Annotated in this window: 22 protein-coding genes; 10 read left to right on the top strand and 12 right to left on the bottom strand. The window is 70.5% G+C overall.

From position 1 onward, the window contains the following. Window positions 1-1,113: 1,113 nt before the first annotated feature. Window positions 1,114-2,406 carry a PhoH family protein gene (locus ND747_RS29730; RefSeq protein ID WP_163550025.1) on the top strand — a complete coding sequence of 431 codons (1,293 nt, stop codon included), beginning with the start codon at window positions 1,114-1,116 and terminating at the stop codon, window positions 2,404-2,406. 133 nt (window positions 2,407-2,539) lie between these two features. Then, window positions 2,540-3,205 carry a peptide-methionine (S)-S-oxide reductase MsrA gene (gene msrA / locus ND747_RS07365; protein ID WP_251732714.1) on the top strand — a complete coding sequence of 222 codons (666 nt, stop codon included), beginning with the start codon at window positions 2,540-2,542 and terminating at the stop codon, window positions 3,203-3,205. Window positions 3,206-3,216: 11 nt separating this feature from the next. Here the strand turns inward: msrA and ND747_RS07360 are convergent, their stop codons facing one another. Together ND747_RS07360 and ND747_RS07355 are read right to left on the bottom strand one after the other, a co-directional pair. Next, a complete protein-coding gene (locus ND747_RS07360) occupies window positions 3,217-4,038 on the bottom strand; it encodes an HAD-IIA family hydrolase (protein WP_251732713.1) in 822 nt (273 codons plus the stop codon). Between the two features lie 54 nt (window positions 4,039-4,092). Next, the gene (locus tag ND747_RS07355) at window positions 4,093-4,350 is read right to left on the bottom strand and encodes a hypothetical protein (RefSeq protein ID WP_251732712.1); all 258 of its coding nucleotides are present in this window, start codon (window positions 4,348-4,350) and stop codon (window positions 4,093-4,095) included. Between the two features lie 326 nt (window positions 4,351-4,676). Here ND747_RS07355 and ND747_RS07350 point away from each other — a divergent pair, with 326 nt between their 5' ends. Further along, window positions 4,677-5,315: a hypothetical protein gene (locus ND747_RS07350; protein WP_251732711.1), complete on the top strand. Its 639-nt coding sequence runs from the start codon at window positions 4,677-4,679 to the stop codon at window positions 5,313-5,315. Window positions 5,316-5,465: 150 nt separating this feature from the next. Here the strand turns inward: ND747_RS07350 and ND747_RS07345 are convergent, their stop codons facing one another. Beyond that, on the bottom strand, window positions 5,466-6,920 hold the full coding sequence (locus ND747_RS07345) for a hypothetical protein (protein WP_251732710.1): 1,455 nt from the start codon (window positions 6,918-6,920) through the stop codon (window positions 5,466-5,468). A gap of 512 nt (window positions 6,921-7,432) precedes the next feature. Between ND747_RS07345 and ND747_RS07340 the strand changes: the two genes are divergently transcribed. Further along, entirely contained in the window at window positions 7,433-8,089 is a 657-nt protein-coding gene (locus ND747_RS07340; protein WP_251732709.1) for a nucleoside monophosphate kinase, read from the top strand. A 15-nt stretch (window positions 8,090-8,104) separates the two neighbouring features. On the opposite strand, the gene ND747_RS07335 is transcribed toward ND747_RS07340, so the two are convergent. Then, window positions 8,105-8,731: a hypothetical protein gene (locus tag ND747_RS07335; RefSeq protein ID WP_251732708.1), complete on the bottom strand. Its 627-nt coding sequence runs from the start codon at window positions 8,729-8,731 to the stop codon at window positions 8,105-8,107. 510 nt (window positions 8,732-9,241) lie between these two features. Here ND747_RS07335 and ND747_RS07330 point away from each other — a divergent pair. Next, a complete protein-coding gene (locus ND747_RS07330) occupies window positions 9,242-9,799 on the top strand; it encodes an NUDIX hydrolase (RefSeq protein WP_251732707.1) in 558 nt (185 codons plus the stop codon). Window positions 9,800-9,852: 53 nt separating this feature from the next. Here the strand turns inward: ND747_RS07330 and ND747_RS07325 are convergent, their stop codons facing one another. Further along, window positions 9,853-10,968, bottom strand: coding sequence for a PfkB family carbohydrate kinase (locus ND747_RS07325; RefSeq protein WP_251732706.1), 1,116 nt, complete (start codon window positions 10,966-10,968; stop codon window positions 9,853-9,855). 348 nt (window positions 10,969-11,316) lie between these two features. On the opposite strand from ND747_RS07325, the gene ND747_RS07320 reads away from it, so the two are divergent. Further along, on the top strand, window positions 11,317-12,357 hold the full coding sequence (locus ND747_RS07320) for a serine hydrolase (protein WP_251732705.1): 1,041 nt from the start codon (window positions 11,317-11,319) through the stop codon (window positions 12,355-12,357). 124 nt (window positions 12,358-12,481) lie between these two features. Here ND747_RS07320 and sthA read toward each other — a convergent pair whose 3' ends face one another. The 4 genes from sthA to ND747_RS07300 all read right to left on the bottom strand — a co-directional run bounded on the left by sthA (window position 12,482) and on the right by ND747_RS07300 (window position 18,715). Further along, window positions 12,482-13,891 (bottom strand): Si-specific NAD(P)(+) transhydrogenase, encoded by a 1,410-nt coding sequence (sthA, locus tag ND747_RS07315; RefSeq protein WP_251732704.1) that lies wholly within the window; start codon window positions 13,889-13,891, stop codon window positions 12,482-12,484. Between the two features lie 756 nt (window positions 13,892-14,647). Beyond that, window positions 14,648-16,039, bottom strand: coding sequence for an aspartate ammonia-lyase (locus ND747_RS07310; protein WP_251732703.1), 1,392 nt, complete (start codon window positions 16,037-16,039; stop codon window positions 14,648-14,650). 324 nt (window positions 16,040-16,363) lie between these two features. After that, window positions 16,364-16,900: a hypothetical protein gene (locus ND747_RS07305; RefSeq protein WP_251732702.1), complete on the bottom strand. Its 537-nt coding sequence runs from the start codon at window positions 16,898-16,900 to the stop codon at window positions 16,364-16,366. Between the two features lie 849 nt (window positions 16,901-17,749). After that, complete coding sequence (locus tag ND747_RS07300) at window positions 17,750-18,715, bottom strand: 4-hydroxy-3-methylbut-2-enyl diphosphate reductase (protein ID WP_251732701.1); 966 nt, start codon at window positions 18,713-18,715, stop codon at window positions 17,750-17,752. A 166-nt stretch (window positions 18,716-18,881) separates the two neighbouring features. On the opposite strand from ND747_RS07300, the gene xseA reads away from it, so the two are divergent. Continuing rightward, entirely contained in the window at window positions 18,882-20,096 is a 1,215-nt protein-coding gene (xseA, locus tag ND747_RS07295) for an exodeoxyribonuclease VII large subunit (RefSeq protein WP_251732700.1), read from the top strand. Window positions 20,097-20,152: 56 nt separating this feature from the next. On the opposite strand, the gene ND747_RS07290 is transcribed toward xseA, so the two are convergent. Next, window positions 20,153-20,491, bottom strand: coding sequence for an exodeoxyribonuclease VII small subunit (locus ND747_RS07290; protein WP_251732699.1), 339 nt, complete (start codon window positions 20,489-20,491; stop codon window positions 20,153-20,155). A 385-nt stretch (window positions 20,492-20,876) separates the two neighbouring features. On the opposite strand from ND747_RS07290, the gene ND747_RS07285 reads away from it, so the two are divergent. Then, a complete protein-coding gene (locus ND747_RS07285) occupies window positions 20,877-21,137 on the top strand; it encodes a hypothetical protein (protein WP_251732698.1) in 261 nt (86 codons plus the stop codon). 162 nt (window positions 21,138-21,299) lie between these two features. On the opposite strand, the gene ND747_RS07280 is transcribed toward ND747_RS07285, so the two are convergent. Continuing rightward, window positions 21,300-21,890, bottom strand: a complete 591-nt coding sequence (locus ND747_RS07280; protein WP_308204579.1) for a DUF4245 domain-containing protein — start codon at window positions 21,888-21,890, stop codon at window positions 21,300-21,302. 458 nt (window positions 21,891-22,348) lie between these two features. On the opposite strand from ND747_RS07280, the gene glpX reads away from it, so the two are divergent. Further along, window positions 22,349-23,335 carry a class II fructose-bisphosphatase gene (gene glpX, locus ND747_RS07275; protein WP_251732722.1) on the top strand — a complete coding sequence of 329 codons (987 nt, stop codon included), beginning with the start codon at window positions 22,349-22,351 and terminating at the stop codon, window positions 23,333-23,335. A 26-nt stretch (window positions 23,336-23,361) separates the two neighbouring features. Next, window positions 23,362-24,117, top strand: coding sequence for a sterol desaturase family protein (locus ND747_RS07270; protein WP_374216172.1), 756 nt, complete (start codon window positions 23,362-23,364; stop codon window positions 24,115-24,117). Window positions 24,118-24,147: 30 nt separating this feature from the next. Here ND747_RS07270 and ND747_RS07265 read toward each other — a convergent pair whose 3' ends face one another. Continuing rightward, the gene (locus ND747_RS07265; protein ID WP_251732697.1) at window positions 24,148-25,098 is read right to left on the bottom strand and encodes a polysaccharide deacetylase family protein; all 951 of its coding nucleotides are present in this window, start codon (window positions 25,096-25,098) and stop codon (window positions 24,148-24,150) included. Window positions 25,099-25,686: the final 588 nt, after the last annotated feature.

Below are 25,686 nucleotides of genomic sequence, written 5' to 3'. Positions count from 1 at the left end.
CCCCCCCCCCCCCCCCCCCCCCCCCCCCCCCCCCCCCCCCCCCCCCCCCCCCCCCCCCCCCCCCCCCCCCCCGCCCCGCCCCCCCCCCCCCCCCCCCCCCCCCCCCCCGGGCCGCGTCATGCCGGCTCGGGTTCGCCGTCGTGGTTACTGTTCGTGACCGGTATCGGGCGTGGGTGCGCGTCCCGACCGTCTGCTGACCATTCCCGCAGCCACCACAGGCCGCGTCGGGTATGTGCAAAGCGAGGCGTCCGGATGAAGACGTGACTCCAGGAAACATCCAGATCTTCTGGCCGAATTTCTGTGGGCGGTCGCGCTGTCGGGGCGCCGGTCCGGAAAATTCGTCTGGTAGCCCGCTGCTCAGCGGAAATCTCCTTTTTCGCCGTCGTCGGCCACGGGTTACTTCCTTCCCGGGTTGTTCCGTCCGGGTTTCCCTTCCCGGGAGGACGGACGGCCATGCCCGGCTGCACCTCGAGGCCGGCGTCCGCCCGCCCATGCGGCCCCATCCGCGGTCTCTTCCTGACGGGTCCCGGCACGGCTTCTGCCGGGTCGTCAGGTCAGGTCGTCCTTACCTCGCAGGGGCGCGAGGAATACGTCGGCCGGCTCGGCTCCGGCGGAGCCCCGGCGGTCGGTCGCGGCCATGTTTCGGACGGTCGAGCTGGCCGTCGTCCCGCCCCGGGCCGCCCGACGCCCGGTGGCAGCCGTGGTCCCGTGGTCCCGCGGGACCACGGCTGCCGGGGCACGGCGGTGCGGACACGGCAGCGCAGCGGCACGAAGGTGGCGGGGTCGCGGCGGGCGGCGACGAGAGGAGCGTCGGGTGTGGGACGGGTGCCGCCAGCGGTCATGATCCGTGCACGGTGGCTTCGGGGGGGCTGCTGTGGGTGGCCGGGTGGGTAAAACGTTTCCGGTTCTTAACACAACGTGTTGCTGAAAGTGGGTCGCCATCGTCCGAGGTGGCGGCTACCGTGAGAGCCCTAGCGTCTAAGCCGAGGTCCGGCATGGTGTCGGACCTCTCGGGAGGCCCCTCGGTGCCGCAGGTGCGACTACACCAGGAGGCCGGTGCCCGGTCCCTGATGGGGCTGGTCCCGGACTACCTCCGAGTAAGCGGGTGGGCGTGTGCCACGAACGCATGTCGTCGACACAAGCGTGCTGCTTTCTGATCCGGGCGCGCTGCTGCGGTTCGCGGAGCACAATGTTGTGCTCCCCCTCGTCGTCATAGGAGAGCTGGAAGGCAAGCGGAACCATCCGGAACTGGGCTGGTTCGCCCGGGAAGCCCTACGCCTCCTGGACGACCTGCGCATCCGGCATGGCCGTCTCGACCAGCCCATCCCACTGGCGGATGGGGGAACGCTTTGGGTGGAACTCAATCACACCGACGCCGCCGTACTTCCACCGGGGTTCCGGGTTGACACGAACGACTCCCGGATCCTGTGCGTGGCGATGAACCTGGCCGCCGAGGGGCACGAGGTCGTGCTGGTCACGAAGGACCTTCCGCTGCGGGTCAAGGCCTCGGTGCTCGGCCTGCCGGCGGAGGAGTACCAGGCCCTGTCGCCGGTGGACACCGGGTTCTCCGGGATGGCGGAGCTCACCGTCGACCAGGAGGATCTGGACCGCCTCTACTCCCGCGAGTACACCGAGATCCTGGCGGCGGCCGACCTGCCGTGCCACACCGGTCTGGTGCTCACCACGTCGGGTGGCAGCGCCTCGGCACTGGCCAGGGTCACCGCGGACAAGCAGGTTCGCCTGGTCCGCGGCGACCGGGACGCCTTCGGCCTGCACGGCCGCTCCGCCGAACAGCGGGTCGCCCTCGATCTGCTGCTCGACCCGGACGTCGGGATCGTCTCGCTCGGTGGTCGGGCCGGCACCGGTAAGTCGGCGCTCGCGCTGTGCGCGGGTCTCGAGGCGGTGATGGAACGCCGGGCGCACCGCAAGGTCGTCGTCTTCCGGCCGCTGTACGCGGTCGGCGGGCAGGAGCTCGGCTACCTGCCCGGCAGCGAGAACGAGAAGATGGCCCCGTGGGCGCAGGCCGTCTTCGACACCCTCGGCGCGCTGGTCTCCCCGGAGGTGATCGAGGAGATCGTCGACCGCGGCATGCTCGAGGTACTGCCGCTGACCCACATCCGTGGCCGTTCCCTGCATGACGCGTTCGTGATCGTGGACGAGGCGCAGTCGCTGGAACGCGGAGTGCTGCTCACCGTGCTGTCCCGGCTGGGGCAGGGCTCGCGGGTGGTGCTCACCCACGACGTCGCGCAGCGCGACAACCTGCGGGTCGGCCGGCATGACGGGGTCGCCTCGGTGATCGAGACGCTGAAGGGCCATCCGCTGTTCGCCCACGTCACGCTGACCCGGTCCGAACGATCGCCGATCGCCGCCCTGGTGACGACGATGTTGGAGGATCTCGTCCTGTAACGCGGTCCGGTGGGCCGGCTCGCGGGACCGTCGTGCGGCACATCGCCGGCGGTCCCGCGGGACACCGGGTCCAGGGAACGATCGGGCGGCGCGAGTGGTTGTGTCAGGTGACCTTCATCGGAGGTGACACCGCATGATCTTCGGTCGCCACAAGACCATCCTGCCCACCCCGGAGCAGGCACTGCCCGGTCGGGACCATCCCATCCTCGCCGGCGAGGTTCGGCACACGGTGCTCGGCACCTCGGTCACCGGACCGTTCCCCGCGGGCCTGGAGACGGCCGTGTTCGGGCTGGGCTGCTTCTGGGGCGCCGAGCGTGCGTTCTGGCAGGTACCCGGCGTGTACACGACGGCCGTCGGCTACGCCGGCGGGTCGACGCCGAACCCGACCTACGAGGAGACCTGCTCGGGGTTGACCGGGCACACCGAGGCCGTGCTCGTCGTGTTCGATCCCACGAAGGTCAGCTACGAGCAGCTGCTGCGGGTGTTCTGGGAGGGCCACGACCCGACCCAGGGCATGCGCCAGGGTAACGACGTCGGCACCCAGTACCGTTCGGCGATCTACACCACGTCCGACGCGCAGGCGAAGGCCGCCGCCGCGAGCCGCGACGCCTTCGCCGAGGTGCTCGCCGCGGCCGGGTTCGGCGCGATCACCACCGAGCTCGCCCCGGCCGGCCCGTTCTACTACGCCGAGGAGTACCACCAGCAGTACCTCTCCGACGCCAAGAACCCGCATGGCTACTGCGGTCTCGGTGGCACCGGAGTCTCCTGCCCCGTCGGCGTCGCGGTCGCGGAGTCCTGACCGGTCGTTGATCAGGCCGGATCGGCGGGGGTGAGGGCACCGTCGATGGTGTGGACGTCGCGGCCGACGGGGAGCTTCGCGACACTGTCGACGACCGCGGTCGGGCGGTAGGGGAAGCGTTCGATGTCGGCCCGGCCGGTGATGCCGGACAGCACCAGGACGGTGTCCATCCCGGCCTCGAGGCCGGCGACGACGTCGGTGTCCATCCGGTCGCCGATGACCACCGTCGTCTCGCTGTGCGCGGACAGCGTGTTCAGCGCGCTGCGCATCATCAGCGGGTTCGGCTTGCCGACGAAGTACGGGGTGATGCCGGTCGCCTTGGTGATCATTGCGGCGACGGCGCCGGTCGCCGGGAGCAGACCCTCGACGGACGGGCCGGTCGGGTCGGGGTTGGTCGCGATGAAGCGGGCGCCGCCCCGGACCAGCCGGATCGCCCGGGTGATCGCCTCGAAGCTGTAGGTGCGGGTCTCGCCGAGCACGACGTAGTCCGGTGACCGGTCGCTCAGGACATAGCCGACCTCGTGCAGGGCGGTGGTCAGGCCCGCCTCACCGACGACGTAGGCGGACCCGCCGGGCCGCTGGGTGTGCAGGAACAGTGCCGTGGCCAGCGCCGACGTCCAGATTCGCTCGGCCGGGATGACCAGGCCCGAGCGGGCCAGGCGGGCGGACAGGTCGCGCGCGGTGTAAATCGAGTTGTTCGTCAGGACGAGAAAGCCCAGGCCGGCGGCGGTGATACCGGCGATGAAGGCGTCGGCGCCGGGAATGGGATGTTCCTCGTGGACGAGAACGCCGTCCATGTCGATGAGATAGTTCTCGATTCGTCGTTCCGACATGGACCCTGATTCTGCCCTGCGGTCCGCGGTTCGCCGGCTTCGGGCGGTGGTGGCTCACAACACGGCGACTCCCGCCGCCACCTGGCCGGCGGGCAACATCAGGCACAGCGCCGGGACCACGAGCCACCGGCGCAGTCCCTCGTCGCTGGCGTAGCGATGGGCGTGTTCCGGGGCCCGGAACGGCCCCACCACCCCGCGGATCCGTTCGCCGGAGCCGCCGAGCACCACCACCGCCCAGGCTGCGGCCGTGACGTTGCCGGTCGGGTCCGGCAGCGCAGGGGATTCCCACCAGACCGGTGCCACGTCGATCATGCGTTCCCCCACATTCCGTGTGGCTGTTCCTCCGCGTTGCGCAACATCGTCCGTCTGTCGCGCGTGGGATGGTTTTTTTCCTGTTCATCGGACATACGCGCGGATGTGGCCGGGGGCCCGGCCGAAAAGTGTGAGCTGGCCGGGCGGGGTAGGCGTCCGTACCCAGGGGGGCGGACCGTGGCCTGACCCGTCCGGTCTGGCCCGGACGGGGGAGGGCCTCCCGTCGCGGGGGCCGGGCTCAGGCAGTCGCGATCATGATGGCGGGGGCAACGTCGACACCGGGTCGTGCGTCTGTTCTGTCGTTACTTCTCACCGCGGGGGGATCCGTGCGTCGCCGCCGTCATCAGTACCGGACCTGGGAGGAACTCTCCGGTCCGGAGCGCCGTCGTGGACTGGCGATTCTCGCCGTCGCCGGCGTCGGCGCGGTCATCGCGGTCTACCTCGTCGTGGGGGGTGAAGGCACGCGGGCCACGGCCGGCGCCCCGATCCCGCCCAGAACCGCGCCCGCCGCCGCCGGCACGGGCCCCGGCCAGGCGGCTCCGGTCGCATCGGCGCAGGTAGATCAGGGTCAGGTTGCCGCCTGGTACGCCGGCACGGCGCAGCTGCGCGGCGAGATCGTGACCGCGGTGGGGACGGTCCGGGCAGACATCCAGGCGGCCAACGGTCTTGCGCTACGACCAGCGTGCCAGCAGCTCGCCGAGATCGTCGGCCGCATCCCGGGCGCCGGCGCCCCAGTCGGCACCGGTACGGCGGGGCAGACCTGGAACGCGGGCGCCGCCGCCTACGCCGCGGCGGTCGCGACCTGCGGCAACCTCTTCGACGGCACGCCGCTCCCACCCGCGGTGCTGCTGGCGCGCACCACCGAAAAGCTCAACACCGCCGATGGTCACTGGGCCCGGCTCGCCGCGCAGATCGGCGCGCCGGCCCAGATCGTTCCGGCCGACGGCCAGCTCCCACCCCGCTGATCCCACCGCCCTGGCGAGTCGGACCGCGCCCGGGTGTCTGAGCGGGGACCCACCCCCGCCCGGAGGCCCGCCCGCGGCGGCACCCGAGGCGGGCGGGTGTCCACGGCGACGCCCGGAACGGGGACCACGCTTCGGGTGGACCCCCGGGCGTCAGGATCCGCCGGTGGGACGGCGAAACAGGACGGCGGTGGGAGCGGCCGGGGTGAGGGTGGCCTTCGACGGGGTGAACAGGAACGACTGCTGCGGCAGGCCGTTCGGGCCGAGCAGGAAGGCCCGTTCGATCGACTCGATCTGGATGCGGGCGCCGAGGTCACGGCCGGCGCCGACGACGCGGGTCGCCTCGATCGAGGAGATGTCCTCGGCGACGGTACCGGCGGGCAGCTCGACGGCGGTCGCGGCGGGAACGTCGCGGCGCAGCGCCCAGAGTGGATAGATCTTGGCCGAACGGTAGGTCTGGGCGCTGCCGGACAGGCGAACGCCGACGGACACTCCGACCCAGTTGTCGTCGGTGTTCGGCGGGCCCACCGTCGTCTTGCGAATGATCAGGTAAACGTAGTTGCGCGGGTCGCTGATCTTGGTGGCGGAGTTCGGCGCCTTGTCGTTGTCGATCTTTCCTTCGCGCTGGACCTCCTGCGCCATCACCCAGTACGTCCAGGGATTCGCATCCAGTTGGCGTTCGCGGGCCTCGGCGCTCGGGTCGAGGGCGTCGGCGGCGGACAGCGCGAAGCGCATCGAGGCGTCCGGGTTCGGGCACATGGTGTTGTTGGCCGTGCAGGTGCCGAGCACGGGATGGGTGCCCTCGTAGCGTCCGGTGAACGGCACCGTGGTGTGTTCCGGGCCCTGGATGAGGGCACTGCCGGGGACCGCGGCGCCCGTGGCGTCAATCTCCACCTGGTAGGTCCACTCGATGTCGGCGGTGCGGCCCCACTGGGCCATGAGCTCTGCGGTGGAGCTGCCACCGTCCTCGTTGCTCCACACCATCGAGTAGGTCAGCAGCCGGTGCCCGGCGACGGCGGTCGGCGCCTCGGAGTGGAAGGCGAGCAGGGGCGTGTCGTCCACGGCGTTCTGGAACGGACCGCCGGTGGCTCCGGCCGGGGCTGTGGCGTCGGGTGGCCCGGTCCGGCCGTACACGACGGGCGCGTGGGCGAGGGCCTGGTAGGCGGTGTCCTGCGGGACCACGGTGCGGTAGGTGAGGCTGGTCAGCCGGGCCGAGGTGGCGGCCTGGGCGGAGCGGTCGGCGGCGAACGCGACCCGCAGGGTGTGGTCGCCCTTGGCAAGGTGGCCGAGGGCGAGGCTGCGCCGGATCGGGAAGGAGGCGGGAATGACGATGTCGGTGCTGTAGGTGTTGTCGACGAACAGCGACACCACGGCCGACTCGCTGCCGGGGGAGCCCCAGGACACACCGGGCGCGGCGGTCGTCACGTCCAGCAGGACCTCGCCGTCGGCGGCGGTGCGAAACGGCGTGGCGGAGCTCTGCCCGCGGTTCACCACGATCTCGGCGGGTGGATCGACCTTTTTGTCGCCCGAGCTGCAGGCCGCGAGGCCCATCGTCATCGTGGCGGTGGCCGCCACCGCCGCGAGCACCCGCCGCAGTCCCCTGGACACCGCGTTTCCCCTCTCGGAGCCGGCAGGCTCGCCACCCACGTGGCCGTCCCCACCCCACCGGTCCCGACACCATCCTGCTCCGACCCGGGTGGCCGGCTGGCATCGGTATGGCGCCGAGGGTGGGCGCGTCGGCGCGCGGTGACGGCGGGTGGTGCGGCGCGGCGCGGGGGTGCCAGTGCCGCGTGGTGAGACGGGTCTCGTCGAGTGGCCGTTCGGTGTCGGTCCGGGCGGGTGGCAAGGGGCGGATGTCCCGCCATCGCCGTACCGGGACGGCGCCTGCGCGGCCGTCTCCCGGGCCGTCTGGCTGGTCGCGCCGTGGGCCGGTCGGATTGTCGCGGCGGGGGCGTGGTGTTCCCCACGCTCGGTCCGGCCGAGGTCGGTGACGGCGTCGTCAATCGTTGGGCGGATACGGTCGACGGGCGGGCACGGCGCCGGCGGGGAACGCGCGGCCGGCCGTGGGGCAGCCGACGAACTGTGGGCCTGTGATTCGAGCCGGAGCGGGAGAGGGATTCGTGCGCAAGTTCGTCATCATGGGAGTGCAGGGCAGCGGCAAGGGAACCCAGGCGACGATGCTGGCGCGGGATTTCGACCTCGTCCACATAAGCGTCGGCGACGTTTTTCGCTGGAACGTCCAGAATCACACGAAACTCGGCGCGCAGGTGAAACGGACGGTCGCGGCCGGCCGGCTGGTGGGTGACGATCTGGTCGAGGCGGTCGTGCGTACGCGGCTCGCCGAGCACGACTGGAACTACGGTTTCATCATCGACGGTTTTCCGCGTAACGCCCGGCAGGCCGAGTTCTTTCTGGAAAGCTACGACATCGACGGTGTCATCTATCTGGATCTGCCGGACGAGGAGGTCTACCGGCGGGTGCTGGCCCGCCGGCTGTGCTCCCGCTGCGGCCTGGACTACAACCTGATCGCCAGCCGGCCGATCGTCCCGGACACCTGCGACGGATGCGGCGCACCGCTGGTGAGCCGGCCCGACGACAATCCGCAGGCGCTCGCGGTGCGGTTGCGGGACTACCACGAGAAGACGCTGCCGGTGATGGAGATCTTCCAGCGCAAGGAGTTCGTCGCCGTCGTCGACGCCCGGCGCGAACCGAAAGCGGTGCAGACCGAGATCCGGGGATACTTCGATCTCCCGGAACTCGCCCCCGCCGCCTTCTGATCGGATTCTGACCGGTCAGGCCTTCGCGAACACGATTGCCAGGCCGCCGGATCCGCCGACGCCGACGCTGCCAAGCCCGCCCTTGACGCCGTGTCCGGTGAAGCTGATCGAATGTGCGACACCGCCGACGCCGACATCCGAGGTAATGGTGTAGCCGGCGGCCGGCAGGGCGCGGCGGTAGAAGGTGACCATTTCTTCGGTGGGCACCCCGGTCAGCGCCACGGTCGAGGTGGCACCGGCGGATGTCCCGACCTTGGCCTTTGCATTCGGCGGGACCGGGAAATCGGCTGGCACATTGGTGCCGTGCAGCGCGCCCGCGCCGGTGACGGCATCCAGGCGACCCACTCCGGGAATCGAGGCGCCGACCGAACTGGGCAACGCGGTGGGCAGTCTGGACGCCAGGCTGGTCGGCAGCGCGGTGGGCAGGCCCAGCTGCGTGCTCGCGCTCGGCGACGGGGCGCTGCCGTCCACGCCGTCGGATCCACCCGAGTTGCACCCGCTGGCGAGCGCGGCCATGCCCACGAGCGCAATGCCCGCCACGATGCGGCCCGTTCGGATGCGGGCTCCCCGCACCGACCCGGGGAGCCCTGCCGGCCGGGGTAGCTGTGCCTCCGGGCCGAGGTCGGGCTGGGTGTCCCGCATGCTGCGTCCTTCCTGGAAAGCCGGGTCGTGTCCGGGGGCCTGTGTCCGATCTGTGTTTCCCGTCACGACCCTAGCCCGGGTGGGGGGTGTCACGGGTGGCGCTGTCGGCAGAACGTCACGACCACCGGCCCAGGCGTGGCCCCCCATCCGATGTGGGCTGCGGCTCCGTTGCGCCTGCCGACCAGGGAAGACGGCTCCGTCGGCCTAAGGACGGCCAAAACTTCGGATTTGCCGTACTAGTTATGTTTAGCCATGATGGGGCTAGGGTAACCGCTCATCCTGACTGTTGCCTCGACTGTGCTCCCGGTGCACAGGGGCTCTCGGGCTCCGGGTGGTGGGTCGAGGGCGGTAGGACGATGATGTCCGTGACAATTGTGGATCAGTCGTGCACCTGCGGTGAGATCAGCATCATCGACACATAAAGTGAGGTTGCATGTACAGCTCGAGGTGCGACGTCTCTGGGCGTAGCTGCTGTGTCGCGAGCACCCAGCCTCCGCTCGTTCACTGAACGTGACTGTCACCAACAATGCGGTCATCGGTGTTGCTCTCAGCTACATCGAGGCGAACCCGGATGACGTGGACCTCGTCCGGTCTCTCATCGTCCTGGCGCTGCATGGGCCGCCGATCACAGCCCGCAGCACCACTCCGGCTCACGTGACCTGTCGGGCCGCCGTGGTCTCTCCCGACTGGCGGGTCCTGGAAGTCGTCGACACCTCGTCCGCCACCTGGCAGCTCCCGACCGGTCACCTCGCCGCGGCCGACGTGTCCCTGCTGGGTGCATCGCTGAGACTGGCCTCCCGACATGGCGGCGTCGACCCGAACCTGGTGATCCCCGACGGCATCGTGGCCTTCGACGTGGACGCCATGGTCGCGCCGGCTGCGGCCGGGCTTGGTGAGCCCGAACACGTCCACTACGCGGTGACCTACCTGTTCCACGTCGAGGACCGTGACCTCGCCGTGTCGGAGGCCCGGGCGCATGCCGTGCGCTGGGTCGACCCGGGACGGATCCCCGGTCGCCTGGGCACCAAGCTCTCACTGCTGTCCCGCCAGGCCCGGCTGGTGCGCTGACCTCGATGCCCGGCCGCCGTCGGCCGCCGTCGGACGGCGTCAGGTGGACGGCGTCAGGTGGACGGCGTCGGACGGCGCATCCAGGCTCGGGTCCCGAAGCTGGTGACCGATGTGCTGGCGACCTGCGCCGCAACGGTCAGTGCCGCGACCAGGTCGGCGCTGCCCGTGGCGCCCGCACCCCCGCTTGCGTGCGCCGAGGTGGCCGCACGGGCGAGCGCCCAGGCGAACGCCCCGTGCAGCACGTCCCCGGCGCCAAGAGTGTCCACCGCCTGAACGGCGGGCGGGTGGATCGCCCCGCTGCCCGCGCCGTCCGCCCAGCGGATGGGATCGGAACCGGCGGTGACCGCGGCGAACGACGGCCCGCGCGTCAGCAGGTATCGCAGGGTGTCCGCAACCACATCCTCGCCGTCGGCCGGGGCTGTCGGCGGGCTGCCGCTGGCAGCGCCGGGCGGGCGGAAGGTAGCGCCGGCGATCGCGACGTCGAGGTGGGAGAGCAACAGGTCGGTGCCGGGTTTCCAGGAGCCGGCGTCGAGGATGACCGGCGGGCGCCGTCCGGCGCCGGGCGTTGCCCGGTCGTCGGCCAGGGCGGTCAGCACCTCGAGCGCGGCAGCGGGCTGGTGGCCGTCGACCAGAACGACGGATGCCTGCGAGAGCAGGGCTTTCGCCGCCTCGCATGCGGGCGTGACGGTGACCGCCACCGGTGGCCGGTCAAGCGGCGGGGCGTCCGGCTGCGGGGCATGTGCGGAGACCACGGCACGCTGGCCGGAGGGTGAGCTGACCATGATGGCCGAGACGGGCAGGATCGCCTCGCCCGGGCGCAGGTCGAGATGGGTGACCTCGGCGGTGGCCAGATCCGCGCGCACCGCCTGTGCCAGGGGGCCGGTGCCGACGGCGCTCAACAGCACCGCCCGACCGCCCAGGTGCGCGAAGGTCACCGCCGCGCCGGTGGCCGGGCCGCCGGCTGCCGTCGTGAGCTGGGTGGCCACGATCTTCTCGTCCGCGTGCGGTGGGTGCCGCACCTGGTAGATCGTGTCGTACGTGGTCAGGCCGATGAACAATCCCAACGGCGACGCCTCCCTGACGCGCTGCGGTGGCTCCGGGATGGCGGTTCGTTCGCGGGGGTGAACGCCGGTCGGCTTGCCGGCCGGGCTCGGTGGCTGATCGGTCACCCGACCATTCTCGTTGCGCCGGCGCGCCGTGTCCGGCCGCGGAGCGGGCTGGCGACACAGTGTGCGCCCACTGGCGAATATTCCGGTGGGGCATACCTTCGCGTGCGTTTCCTTCGCTACGCGATGACGCCGATGGGGCACTCTGCTGACAGCCGGATAAACCCTTGTCCGCAAGCATCCGGAACATCGGGATGGAAACATCCCGGTGTTACATCGCCGTCCGTCTGGTCGACGCGGTAAAAGCTGGGAACCAAAGTGCTCCGTGCTCTTCTTATGGATGTTCGAAATAGCTACACAGATTGTGTGTGGCAACTGTCGACGCTCCGGTGGAGCGCGGGAACGGTCCTGGTGGCTGCCGGTCTGTGCGGCGGCCTGCAGCCCCATGCGACCGACGAGGTCACCTCGAGCCGGACCGTCGAGGCGAAGCGGGCGTCCGCCGTCGCGCCGGCAGCGCCCACGGCGGGAGTGCCGTTGTCGCTGTTGCGCTCGGCCGAACAGTCGTCCGGCAGGGTGCTGGGGGCGGCGGTGGGTGTGACGCCCGTACTGACAGTGAACCTGTCCGCGTCCACCGGGGCCGCGCTGACGATCGTGCCGGTCGTCGCGACCAGCCCGGTGGCCAGCGCGGTAGCCGGTACCGCCACCCCACCACCGGCGGCGCCGGTACCGGCGGGCCTGGAGGCTCAGGTGCGGGCGTACCTTGCCGGGCGGCCCGGGCATGTCAGCGTCGCCGTGTACGACGCGGTGGCCGGGACGACGGTCGCGGTCACCGATCCGACGGTGGTCGGCTACGAGATGGCGAGCACGGTGAAGCTCGACATCCTGACCGCGCTGGTCCGCAGCGCCGGACCGGCCGGCACCCTCACCGCCCGGCAGCGCATCCTGGCTCGAAAGATGATCTCGGTGAGTGACAACGACGCCGCCCTCGCCCTGTGGCAGGACGCCGGTGCCGGCGCCGGTATGAGCACCTTCTTCGCCCAGCTGGGTATGGCGGCCACCAGCGTCGACCCGAACGGGCACTGGGGCCTGACCCGGACGACCGCGGCCGATCAGCTCGCCGTGCTGCGCGCGATCTCCTACCCGGGAATCCTGACCGCCGCGCAGCGAGTGGTGATCACCAGCCTGTTGCAGACCGTGATTCCCGCGCAGCGCTGGGGCCTGACCGGCGGGGTGCCGTCCGGTGTGGCGGTGGAGCTGAAGAACGGCTGGCTGCCGCGGACCGACGGCTGGGTGATCACCAGCCTGGCGCACGTCCACGGCGCCGGCCGGGACTATGTGATGGCGGTCTACTCGAAGGACGGCCCGAGCATGCGCTCCGGTATCGACACCGTGCAGGGGCTGTCCGCCCTGGCCTGGAACGCGACCGCCGCCTCGCCGCCGCTGGCTGGCTGACGCTGGGTGGCTGAGTCGCACGCGGTTGCGCGCAACCGCGCACGGGACCCGTACGGCTCGAGCGGTCCCGCGGGACCGCTCCGAGGTGGCGTGGCGGTGACCGGGCCACCTCGGAGCGGATGTGTCAGCCGCTGAAGCGGGCGACGGCGCGCATCTTGTTCATCGCGTCGAGCGCCGCGACCTTGTACGACTCGGCCAGCGTCGGATAGTTGAAGACACTGTCGACGAGGTAGTCGACCGTACCGCCGCAGCCCATCACGGTCTGCCCGATGTGGACGAGCTCGGTGGCGCCCGTGCCGAACACGTGCACGCCGAGCAGGCGTCGGTCCTGCGGGCTGACCAGCAGCTTCAGCATGCCGTACGAGTCGCCGAGGATCGCGCCGCGGGCAAGCTCGCGGTAGCGGGCGATGCCCACCTCGAACGGGATGGCCTGTTCGGTCAGCTCGTCCTCGGTGCGCCCGACGTAGGAGATCTCCGGGATGGTGTAGATCCCGATCGGCATGAGCTCGGCACGCAGCGCGTTGACCTCCTCGCCGCAGGCGGCGTAGGCGGCCAGCCGGCCCTGCTCCATCGACGTCGCGGCCAGTGCCGGGAAGCCGATGACGTCGCCGACGGCGTAGATGTGCTCGACCTCCGTGCGGAAGTCGGAGCCGACCTTGATCCGCCCACGACTGTCCGCGGACAGGCCCGCCGCCGGCAGGTTGAGGATGTCGGTGAGGCCCTGGCGCCCGGCGGAGTACATCACCGTGTCCGCTGGGAGCTTCTTGCCGCTTTCGAGCAGGGTGAGCGTGCCGCCGTTGTGCCGTTCCACCGAGACGACCGACTCGCGGAAACGGAACGTCACGGCAAGATCCCGCAGCTGGTATTTCAGTGCCTCGACGATCTCGACGTCGCAGAAGTCGAGCATACGGTCCCGCCGCTCGACGACTGTGACCTTCGAGCCGAGCGCGGCGAACATCGAGGCGTACTCGATGCCGATCACCCCGGCGCCGACGACGACCATCGATCGCGGCAGCTTCTCCAACGCGAGGATCTGGTCGCTGTCGACGACCGTGCGGCCGTCGAAGTCGACCGTGTCGGGCCGCGCGGGCCTGGTGCCGGTCGCGATGATGATCCGCTCGGCATGGACCCGCCGGTCCTCGATGTCACCCGCGGCCCGCACGCTCACCGTGTGCGGGTCGATGAAGCTCGCCAGGCCCGTCAGCAGCGTGACGTGGTTGCGGCTGAGCTGGTTGCGGATGACGTCGATCTCGCGGCTGATGACATGTCGGGTTCGTGCCGACAGGTCACCGACAGTGATATCGTCCTTGACTCGATAGCTCGAGCCATACAGCTCACGTTGCGACATGCCCGTGAGGTAGATAACAGCTTCGCGCAGGGTCTTCGACGGGATCGTGCCAGTGTTGATACTGACCCCGCCGATCATCTCCCGCTTGTCCACAATCGCGACCCGCCGGCCAAGCTTGGCTGCCGCGATCGCAGCCTTCTGCCCGCCGGGCCCGGACCCGATGACGAGGACGTCATAGTCGAACACCGGCACCTCCCCGCATTCTTTCCGGCTCCCGGTGAACCAGAGGCTATCTGTCGGGACGACGCCCGAAGCGATGTTGCACCGGCTTTTTACGTTTATTTCTTCCAGACGCTTTCCCCGGGGCGTTTCAGCCACGCAATATCACATAAAGTAGGCAATCCGGGTCTCTCCGTCATACCCGAGATGGGCGGTTCCGTGTTAGCTGAGCCACTCGCTCATCCCCTTTGTGATCATGTTTGGGTGTGAACGGTCCGGCGGGTGGTCGGCCGCCCTCGCGCCCTGGTGGGCCAGCCCCTCGCTGTCGTGGAGCACGGCCCTGACCGGCGGCGGGGTGGGCGGCGTCAGCTGACCGCCGCCCGTGATGTCGGTCCCGTGACCAAACAGGACGCCTTTCATGGTGGCCAGTGTGGCACAGATCTCGAAACGGTTCGAAAGGGTCCGGCAAACAGGCAACACGCCCATGGTGCGGGATCACCCAAGAATTTTTGGCAGGTTGCCCGTAACGGACGGCCGGCGGTCTCGTTAGACAGGTCGCGGGGGTCGTGGAGGCTGTCTGGGGGGTCTTCCACGACTCCCGCCGCCGTCGAGCCGACCATCACTGTCGGGACGGGCGCCTGGTCGCACTGGCCGGCGTACGGGAGGGATGGCAGGCCAGGGACGCGACGGCCGGCCGCCGGCTCCGGAGCGGACGCGCTCCGGAGCCGGCCCAGCCAGCCCAGCCCGGCCTTGGCGCCGCGCGGTGCCGTGGCGGCGCCGTGCTTACGGGTGGGTCATCGACAGGACGTCGAGGGCCGCGTCGAGCTGGGCCTCGGTGAGTTTGCCGGCCTCGATGTAGCCGCGCTCGAGCACGACCTCGCGGATCGTCTTCTCCTCGGCGAGCGACAGCTTGGCGACCTTCGCCGCCTCCTCGTACCCGATGTACTTGTTCAGCGGCGTCACGATGGACGGCGACGACTCGGCGAACCGCCGGCACTTCTCCACGTTCGCCTTGATCCCGTCCACGCACCGGTCGGCCAGCAGGACGCTGATCGTGGACAGGATGTGGATCGACTCGAGCAGGTTGCGGGCGATCACCGGCAGCATCACGTTGAGCTCGAAGTTGCCGGCCGACCCGCCGAACGCGACCGCCGCGTCGTTGCCGACGACCTGCGCGACGACCTGGCAGACCGCCTCCGGGATGACCGGGTTGACCTTGCCCGGCATGATCGACGAGCCCGGCTGCAGGTCCGGCAGGCTGATTTCGCCGAGCCCCGCCCGCGGCCCCGACGACGCCCAGCGCAGGTCGTTGGCAATCTTGTAGAGCGAGATCGCGATGACCCGCAGGACACCGGACGCCTCGACCAGCCCGTCCCGGGACGCCTGCGCCTCGAAGTGGTTGCGGGCCTCCGTCAGCGGCAGCCCGGTGTTCGCGGCCAGTTCCTCGATGACGGCGGCGGAGAACCCGGGCGGCGTGTTGATTCCGGTACCCACCGCGGTACCACCAAGCGGCAGCTCGCCGATCCGCGGCAGCGCCACGTTCAGGCGCTCCACCCCGAGTCGCACCGCCGCCGCATACCCACCGAACTCCTGACCGAGCGTGACCGGGGTCGCGTCCATCAGGTGGGTACGTCCCGACTTCACCACCTCGGCGAACTCGGTCTCCTTGCGACCCAGCGACGCCGCCAGGTGCTCCAGCGCCGGGATCAGCTCCTGCACGATCCCCTGCGTGGCCGCCACGTGGATGGACGACGGGAACACGTCGTTGGACGACTGGGACGCGTTGACGTGGTCGTTCGGATGCACCGGACGGCCCAGACGCTCGGACGCCAGCGACGCCAGCACCTCGTTGGTGTTCATGTTCGACGACGTGCCGCTACCGGTCTGGAACACGTCCAGCGGGAAGTGCTCGTCCCAGTCGCCGCGCGCCACCTCGGCCGCCGAGTCCCGGATCGCCTCGGCGATGTCGCCGTCCAGCACCCCGAGCTTGGCGTTCACCGTCGCCGCCGCCGCCTTGATCCGCGCCAGCGCCTGGATGTGCGCCCGCGAGATCCGCTGACCCGAAACGGGGAAGTTCTCCACCGCCCGCTGCGTCTGCGCCCGCCACCGGGCCGACGCCGGTACCCGGACGTCGCCCATGCTGTCGTGCTCGATGCGGTATTCCTGCTCGCTCATGCGCCCGTTCTCCCGATGTTCCGTCGCCATCGACCCGACCGACCAGCCCGGCGACCGGCGCCTCGCCACCCGCGTGGGGCCCAGTGCGCAGCACGCGAGCGGGACAGCGCGCAGTACGCGCGTGTACGCCGATCCCACCGCCGACCCTAGGACATCTGACGCGTACGGTCCCCCCACGACCGTGCGCCCGGCCTCGCATCACAACGTCACCGCAGCGGCCTTGGCCCCCGTTCCCCGAGCCGCGACCGCTGCACCGCTGCACCGCTTGAGCCGTGCTGCCTGCGCCGGTGGGACGCCGAGGGCCAGTGCGAGGAGGCGAGAGTGTCACGCTTCCAGCCGGCGAAATGCCAGCTCAGTGACGTCTCGCTCGACATTGACCGCCTCATGGCCGTACACGGCTGTCGACTCAACCCGAAGGACGAGACAGAACCGGTCGACGGACTGCAGGGTTTCCGTGAGTTCACGGTAATCTCGTTTGAGTAGGTGAACTGCCGCGCGGTTTGCAATGGCGGTCTGTCCGCATATCAGGATCACGGGACGCGTCGCCGTGGGCGGTGTGAACTTTGCCACGAGTGCGTACTGGTGTTCTTCGCTCCAGGAGAAGCTCTCGCCGCCGATGCGGAACGCGTTTGTCCTGGCTGATCCCGGGGTTCCGGCGAGGAGGGCGACTCCCGGCAGATGGGCGGCCAGATGTCCACCCGTTCTAGGGTTTGATCCGCCCCAGGGGCCGCCCAGGCAGAACTCGGTGCGATCCCCGTTGCTCTCTCTCAGCTCGTCGCATGCTCGAACAGAGGATCTCGCTCGGAGCTGGTGCACAAGTACGGCTACCTCAAGGAGAGCCTGAACGTCCTGATGGTCCATGGAGCCCGGCTTGCTCCATTTGTTGTTCATGACAATGAGGCAGGTTCCGCTGGGACTCACGCCAAAAAAAGCTGCTCTGCGCTGCAGAACGCGAGCGTTTTTCGCCCGCTGCCAAAGCCAGACCGTTCCGCCGCTGAGGACGCTTGTGACAAGACCGACAGTGATGTTCCATAAAACTGCGGACAATTGACTCCCCCTGCGCTGCACCGGTGGTGGCAGGATAATTCACCGGCGGCTTGCGCGACGCGGGTGGCTGCTGCCGCAGCCTGATCGCGGGCCGGTCCAGGTGCGAACACGGTCCAAAGCCTCGCGGGCGGGCAGGGTGACGCGGCGGTGGTGCAGGACTGTTCTCGACGCCGCGTTTCGCGACGCTGCACAGGGAGCTGGACCGTGGCGTGGGTTCGGCCGCCACATCTGGCCGGCGTTCGCCCCCGGGACGGGAACAGGCGGCCCCCCGCCGCCTGCCCGGCGACTGGTGCTGGCCTTGGCACTGGAGTCCAACTGGATCTCGGCAGGTCGTGTCGGCACGGAGTCCGTCAGTATCGAAATCCGCCAGTATCGAGAATCGAGACGGTCGGTTGCCACCGGCGGTCGACCGTGACGGACGGGTCGGCCGTAAGACAGGGCGCTGTGCCGACGGGCGCGGGGTGGGACGGGCGGGAACAACGACGACGCCGCGGCACCCGGGGGCCGCCACCGACCTGCGAGAGATCGGTGCCAGACGTGGTGGGTGCCGCGGCGTGGAGGGTCGGGTGGGTGGTGGTGCGGATCGAGCCGAGGCGACGTGGCAGACCGGGAAGGTCGGCAGCGCGGCTGGCCGCTGCCTGGTCCCCCCGGCCTAACGCATCACTAGGAAGCGGCGGTCTCGCGCTCGCGGGCGCGCATGTCGCGACGGAGCTCGGGGGGAAGCGCGAACAGGAGGTGCTCGTCGGCGGAGGTGACCTCCTCGACGTCGGCGAAGCCGCGCTCGGCGAGCCAGGCCATGACGCCGGTGACGAGTTCCTCGGGGACGGACGCGCCGGAGGTGACGCCGACGGTCTCGACGCCGTCAAGCCAGCTGTCCTGGACCTCGGTGGAGTCGTCCACCAGGTAGGAGGCGGGGGCGCCGGCGTCGAGGGCGACCTCGACGAGGCGGACGGAGTTCGAGGAGTTGGCCGAGCCGACGACGATCAGGAGCTCGACCTTGTCGGCGATGTCCTTGACGGCGACCTGGCGGTTCTGGGTGGCGTAGCAGATGTCCGAGTTCGGCGGACCCTGCAGGTGCGGAAAACGCTCCCGCAGGGCGTTCACCGTGGTCATCGTCTCGTCGACGGACAGGGTGGTCTGCGAGAGGAAGGCGACGTGCTCGGGGTTGCGGACGACGACGCGAGCGGCGTCCTCCGGACCGTCGACCAGGTGGATACGCTCGGGCGCCTGCCCGGTGGTACCCACGACCTCCTCGTGGCCCTCATGGCCGATGAGGAGGATGTCGTAGTCCTCCCGGGCGAAACGGCGCGCCTCGGAGTGGACCTTGGTGACCAGGGGGCACGTCGCGTCGATGGTGCGTAGCTGGCGCGCGGCGGCCTCCTCGTGCACCGTCGGTGCGACACCATGCGCGGAGAAGACAACGGTGGCACCTTCGGGCACTTCTTCCGTCTCCTCGACGAAGATTGCGCCCTTGGCCTCCAACGTCTTCACGACGTGCAGGTTGTGCACGATCTGCTTGCGCACATAGACAGGTGAGCCGTAGAGCTCCAGCGCCTTCTCCACGGTCACGACAGCTCGATCGACACCGGCGCAGTAGCCGCGCGGCTTGGCAAGAAGGACCCGGCCCATGCAGGGCAGTCTACGCGGTCAGGGCCGTGCGCCAAGAGGCTCGAGGGATGCGTCACCCGATGGCGAGAGCGTCCTGACCGGTCCGGACAAGGGCCGTTCGTCGTCGCGACGGCTGTCCTCGCGACCGTCGCAGACGTTGTCGGACGTCCCCGCTACGGTGCCCCGTATGGCCCTGACCTCGACACCCGAGCAGCCCTTGCCGGTGCGCACCGTCTCGCGCGCGGTCGGGGACTGGATCCACCGGCTCGGTCGGGTGTGGGTGGAGGGGCAGGTGACGCAGGTGGTGCGCAGGCCTGGAATGGGCACTGTTTTCCTCACCCTGCGGGACCCCGTGGCGGATATCTCCTTGCGGGTCACCTGCCCGCGTGCGGTCTGCGATGCGGTGGGTCCCGCGCTGGTGGACGGGGCGCGGGTGATCGTGTGGGGCAAGCCGTCGTTCCACCCGGGCCGGGGCACGCTTTCCCTTGCGGTGACGGAGATTCGTCCGCTCGGGGCCGGGGCGCTGCTGGCCCGCCTCGAACAGCTGCGGGCCACGCTCGCCGCCGAGGGGTTGTTCGCGGCGGCCCGCAAGCGGCGCCTGCCGTTCCTGCCGGCGGCGGTCGGGCTGATCACCGGGCGGGCCAGTGCGGCCGAGCGTGATGTCGTGGAGAACGCGCGGCGGCGCTGGCCGGCGGTACGCATCGAACTGCGGGAGGTCGCCGTCCAGGGGCCACTGGCCGTCGGCCAGGTGATCGAGGCACTGCGGGAGCTGGACGCGCAGCCGGAGGTCGAGGTGATCGTTGTCGCGCGCGGCGGCGGCTCGTTGGAGGACCTGCTGCCCTTCTCGGACGAGGCGCTGCTGCGGGCGGTGGCGGCCACGCGGACCCCGGTGGTGTCGGCCATCGGACACGAGCAGGATGCTCCACTGCTCGACTTCGTGGCGGATGTCCGGGCCTCCACGCCGACCGACGCGGCCAAACGGGTCGTGCCCGACGTCGGCGAGCAGTCGGCGGCGGTCGCCCAACTGCGGGCCCGTGGGCGCCGTGCGCTCGGCCACCGGCTCGACCGGGAGGAGCGTCGGCTCACGGATCTGCGCCGCCGGCCCGTCCTTGCCGCCCCCTGGGGTGAGCTCGATCGCCGCCAGCAGGACGTGGCGGCGCTGCTGGCCCGCGCGCGTCGCTGCGTCCGTCATGCCCTCGAGGTTGCCGATCGTGATGTCGTGGCGACCCGGGCGCGGATGCGGGCGTTGTCCCCGGCGGCGACGCTCGAGCGGGGCTACGCCGTGGTCCAGCGAGCATCCGACGGGGCGGTCCTGCGGAAACCCGGCGAGGTCACGGTGGGTGACGAACTGGCCGTGCGCCTGACGGGCGGTCAGCTACGCGCTGTGGTCGCCGATGGCTGACTCGTGCCGGCGCCGCCGGACACCAAAAGCCGTGTTCAGGTAGCCACTGGCCGTGGCTAGGCCGTCTGTGGTCGCTGCGGGGTGGCGGAAGCAGCGGGGTCGGTGGCAGCCAGGCGGGCCCGGGCGCCGTCGAGGAAGGCCTGACAGGCATGGGCGAGCTGCTCGCCGCGCTCCCACAGAGCCAGCGACTGCTCCAGGGTCACCCCACCGGCCTCCAGCTGGTGGACGACCTCCTCCAGCTCCGCCCGGGCCTGCTCGTAGCTGCCGGGAGTCGATCGGGTGCCCGGTGCGGGAGCCTCAGATGGTGACGGTGCGTTGTTGCGCCGCGGGGAAGCGTCAGCGGGTCCGGTGTCGTCGATGTCACTTGTCGTCGTGCTCCGGGAACTTTCCGGCATCGCCACCTCCGGGCCGTCTAATGAGCGGTTCCTTGTTGGTCCGGGCCCCGGGCCCGATCGTGCTGCTGCGGCGCGTCCGGCGTGGCCGGACGCATTCCTGTCGGCCCGCCCACCAGTATTGCCGACGCGATCCGTGGCACCCGGGTGGCGGGTCCGGCCAGCGAAATCCCACTGCCACCCGGCGCAACGTGGTACCAAGCGCAGGACAATAATGGTCGAAGTGGGATGGCCTGGGAAAGATCCATAGTGCAGGGTCAGGGCCATCGCAGTACAGGGCCATCGCAGTACGAGGTCACCGCGAGACGTTTCCGATTGACGGTGGTCCGGTAGGCACCGGCCTCGTCTGACTGACCGCTCCGTCGCGGGCGGTTCGGAGGTAACACGCATGCCCGGCGCACGTCCGACGTCCCGACGCCAGGCCGTCGGTGGCTTCCATTCCCACGGCCGGTCCTCGGCTGCCACACCGACCGTCGCACCGGCGGGCCCGCTGCGGTCGCCGCGCGCCGCACGGCCACTCGTCCGGCGCGCGGCGGGCCTCGTCCTCGGCCTGGCCGTGCTCCTTCCCGTTGCCACCGCGGTGAACGACGGGCATGACGGTCACCCCGGCAGCCCGCCGCCCGTCGCCGCCGGCGTCGCCCAGCACTGACCGTCGTTTTCGTCGCGGCGGGGCCGGCCACCCATCAATGGCCTCGGCCGGGCGGGCATGACCGCAGGCAGAATCAGTCGGCGGTTTTCGTCGTCGTCGCGCGACAATGGGCCGAATCGGGCCACAACACCGAGCTTTCGAGCAAAAACAGGCCGCCGAGGATCAGCTCGTGGTGGTGGGCTGCACCGGGCGAAGCGAGCGGGCAAGCGTGATCAGGTCGGTCTGGGATGCGCCGCCGCCCTTGCCGTCGCCGTCATCGAGGACGATCGAGACGCCCTGCTCGGTATGAGTGATGGCCACATGGCCGTCGTCGTCCGGGCGGGACTGCCAGGTTTCCCCGTCGACGTCCACCGTGCCGCTGGTCGGTCGGTCGCCGAGCAGGTGTTGCACGCCGTCCGGCGCGTTGGTCTGCCGCAGCCGGGCGAAGGCGCGGTGACCGGGGCGGTCGATGACGTAGCCGATCGTGGCCTCGGCGGTGGTGTCGCCGGAGGAGCCGCCGACGGGCACCACCACCCGCAGTGAGGTCGGTTTCCACACGTCCGCGGGCAGTCCCGCGGGGGTCACCGGGGTGTAGGGGGACTGGCGGGCGAACGCCGCCATGGCCTGGGTCGTCTCGACGACCTTGACCGTCCGCTCGTCACTGCCCCGGGGCATCACGAAGATCACAAAGATCACGACGCCGGCCATGACCACGCCGAGGGAGAGAACCATGTCGCGGACCGTTTCCTGGCCGCGTCGCTGTCGTTGTGCCACGACCCCATCTTCCAGGTACCAGCCGCCAAACGGGGCGGCGGGACCGGCCGCGCGGACCACATCCGGGCCAGGCCGGGTCCTGATCCGACGCGGCACGGGCCGAAAACACTGTCGGGCGGCCGTCACGCCCCCTCCGCGTGACGCCCGCCCGATCCGAAGCGTTTGACGCCGGGTGCGGCCCGAAGGTTGCGCCGGATTCCGGGTGATGTGGGTGTGGTCCGCGCAACACTCCGGCCGGCCGCTCCGGCCAGGTTCGGCCGGTTGTGCCCGGTGCGCTGACCGGACGTGGAGCCGCCCTGACGGACGGCTATCGCAGGCGTCCCGGGGATGGCCGAACTAGGCTCAGCATCGTGCCTTCCGACGCTCACGCCACCGCCGCCAGCCATGCCACCGGCTCCGCCGCAGGGTCGCAGGCCGCCGCCAGGTCCGAGGCCAACGCGGTTCCCGACCCGCTGGCCGTGGAGGGACAGGCCCCGGACCGCAACCTCGCGCTCGAACTCGTCCGGGTCACCGAGGCCGCTGCGCTCGCCGCCGCGCGCTGGGTCGGCCGTGGCGACAAGAACGGGGCGGACGGTGCCGCGGTCGACGCGATGCGCCGGCTGGTCGGCACGGTGTCAATGCGCGGCGTGGTCGTCATCGGCGAAGGGGAGAAGGACGAAGCCCCGATGCTGTTCAACGGCGAGCAGGTCGGCTCGGGCGAGGGCCCCGACTGCGACGTCGCCGTCGACCCGGTGGACGGCACGACCCTGACGGCCAAGGGCATGAACAACGCTGTGTCGGTCATGGCCGTCAGCGAGCGTGGCTCGATGTACGACGCGACCGCCTGCTTCTACATGGAGAAGCTGGTCACCGGCCCGGAGGCGGCCGACGTGGTCGACATCACCGCCTCCGTCGAGGACAACGTGCGCGCCGTCGCCAAGGCGAAGGCCATCCATCCCCGCGACGTCACGGTCGTCGTGCTGGACCGGCCGCGGCACGCCGAGCTGGTCGCCGAGATCCGCGCGGCCGGCGCCCGGGTCAAGCTGATCTCCGACGGAGACGTGGCCGGCGCCGTGATGGCCGCCAGCGCCGGCACCGGCGTCGACCTGCTGCTCGGCATCGGCGGCACGCCCGAGGGGATCATCACCGCCTGCGCGGTGACCTGCCTCGGTGGTGTGATCCAGGGCCGGCTGTGGCCGCGGGACGACGCGGAGCGCCAGAAGGTCCTCGACGCCGGCCAGGACCCGACCCAGGTGCTGTCCACCCGGGACCTCGTGGCCAGCGACAACGTCTTCTTCGTCGCCACCGGAATCACGGATGGCGAGCTGCTGGCCGGGGTACGGTACCGCCCAGGTGGCGCCAGCACGTCCTCACTGGTCATGCGGTCGCGGTCGGGCACCATCCGGCGGGTGGACAGCCAGCACCAGCTCACCAAGCTGCAGGCATACTCCACCGTTCCGTTCTAGCGCCAGCGGGGGGAGGCGAACGCGTGATGCCACCGGCCACCTCCCCGCCGCCTGGCCCGCAGTCCGTGCGGAGCCTGCTGGCCTCCCGGCATCGCGGGCCGCAGGGCCGGGTTTCCCCGCAGGCCTGGCTGTTCGATCGGCTTGATCGGCCGGGACCGCATGGCAGCGCGGCCGAGATTCGTACGCTGCGGGCGGCCTTCGGGCGTTTTGCGCGTCATCCGCGGCCCCCGGTCCTGCTCGGTTGCGTGGGCACCCTGGCCGCGCTGCGGGCCAGCCGCGGGCCGTGGCGGCCGGGGCGTGACGGCGCCGTCGTCCTGGGCGCGGTGGTGGCCCAGCCGTTCGTCGAATGGGGTGTGCACCGCCTGCTGCTGCACGCGAGCCCCGGGACGCGGTTCGGGGCGATCGGCTACCAGCTCGCCGGATATGGCCACGGGCAGCACCACCAGGATCCGACGAACCTGGACACGATGTTCCTGCGCCCCCGCGAGGTGATCACCGGCACCGCGCTTGCGGTGGTGCCGGCCGCCCTCGGCCCGGTCTGGATGGCCACCGGCATGCTGTGCGCCGCGGCCGGCGTCCTCGCCTACGACTGGACGCATTTTCTGCTGCACACTCGCGTCCCACCGCGCTCGCGGTACTACCGCGCCCTGTGGCGCGGGCACAGAATGCACCATTACCGTAACGAACGGTATTGGCTCGGTGTCACCAGCCCACTTGGTGATCTTGCTCTACGGACGAATCCCCGCCGTGACGCCGTGGACCTGTCTCCTGCCCACCAGTGATCCATCGCGGTCGGATGGCTGCGTCGACGGTCAACCTCGGTCCAGGTCGCCGACGGTCTGCAACTCCGCCGGTTCCGCGGAACCGGCGGGGGCGCCGGTGGCCCCCGGATCGACCGAAGCCGCAGCCTCCGCAAGACCAAGATCGTCGAGATCGTCAAGGCCGCGGGCGGGAGAGCCAAGGATGGTGCGGCCGAGTCGGGGGCGGAAGGGGCCGACGGCTCGACCGATGCGGCGCAGGCGCAGCAGGCGGTCGGTGGCCAGCACGGGATGGCGCGGCTCGCTGTGCCCGAATCCACCGAGCCAGGCCACCAGCCGGCTGTCGGGAGTGGCGGCGTCGACGGTCAGCCGGGCAAGGGCGAACCGATCGTCGTTGGGGTGGGACAGCACGTCACGCACCGCACAGGCCGAACTGTAGCCGGCGGAGATCACCAGCTGCCGGACGGACAGGTCGTACCCGCCACCCGGATAGGCGAAGGTGCGCGGTTCGTCGCCGACCGCGCCGGCCAGCCGCCGCCGGGAAAGGGTCAGCTCGGTGATGACATCGGTGCGAGCCAGCTCGTTGAGTGGCCGGCCGGTATGCCCGGAACCGCCGATCTCGATTCCCAGACCACGGATGCGATGAAGGTCTGTCCGGTGGAAATAGCCCGGATCTCCTACTCGGGAACTGGTGACGAACACGGTTGCGGTCAGCCCGAACTCGACCAGCAGACGCAGCGCGGTCATTGTCATCCCGCCGCCGTCGTCAATCGTGATGACGAGCGGCCGGCGGGGCGCCGCGGCGTTTCCGATCATGCTCATGTGGCCCGAAAGGCTCATTGTCTGCCGGCCGGATGCCGCGATCAGCTGACAGTGCCGGGCGAAGGTGGCCAGCGGCATCGGACGGCGCGGGGCGCCGCGAGTGGTGTGCGGGTCAAAGGAGCGGTACCGCAGAATCGGGACCAGGTGCCCGCGGCCGGGCGGGTGCTGACCGGCGGTCACCATGGGCTGGTCCCGCGACATCGCGGGAAGGCTGATATCGCCCCGGTGGATGTCCTCGGTGCGAACGACAAGCAGACCTCCCTGCGGGCGCCGCGGCCGTGGACGCGGCACAGGTGAACGACACAGAAGTGCGTCCGAGGGGCGGATCCGTGATGGCCATGGTGTGATGGGGATGGAATGTAGCACGCGCAGCTGCAAAGGCAAGTGATGCGCCAGCAGCAAGCATCCGGCCGACACCGCGTACCCGTCATCCGGGCACTGTTTTTACTTATCTGGACTTTTTCCGGTTAACCAGCGTCATCGAAATAGGGCATCGGGCGTGCACCTGTGGGGTGGAAATTGTGCGTACGGGCCTGTGGCCTGGCCGCGAGCCAGACTGCGGCTGAACCGCGGGTGACCGGGTGCTTCAGGCTCCGGGGGTCCCCGGGGTGCCCTGGGAGGTGCCCTTGTCGGGTGGGGCGGACCGGTCTGCGGGTTGGTCTCTGGGTCGCAGGTGGGTGAAGCCCGGGCAGGGGCAGCGGGCGCAGTCGCTGCCTTTGCGGTAGTGCCGGTGATCGCTCCGGCTGTGACCGCAGCGGCACCGGTCCCACC

The sequence above is a fragment of the Frankia sp. R82 genome (assembly GCF_023716925.1).
In the GTDB taxonomy this organism is placed as follows: Bacteria; Actinomycetota; Actinomycetes; order Frankiales; family Frankiaceae; genus Frankia.
Note: the sequence above shows the minus strand (reverse complement) of the source record. Positions and strands in the feature narration are given on the sequence as shown.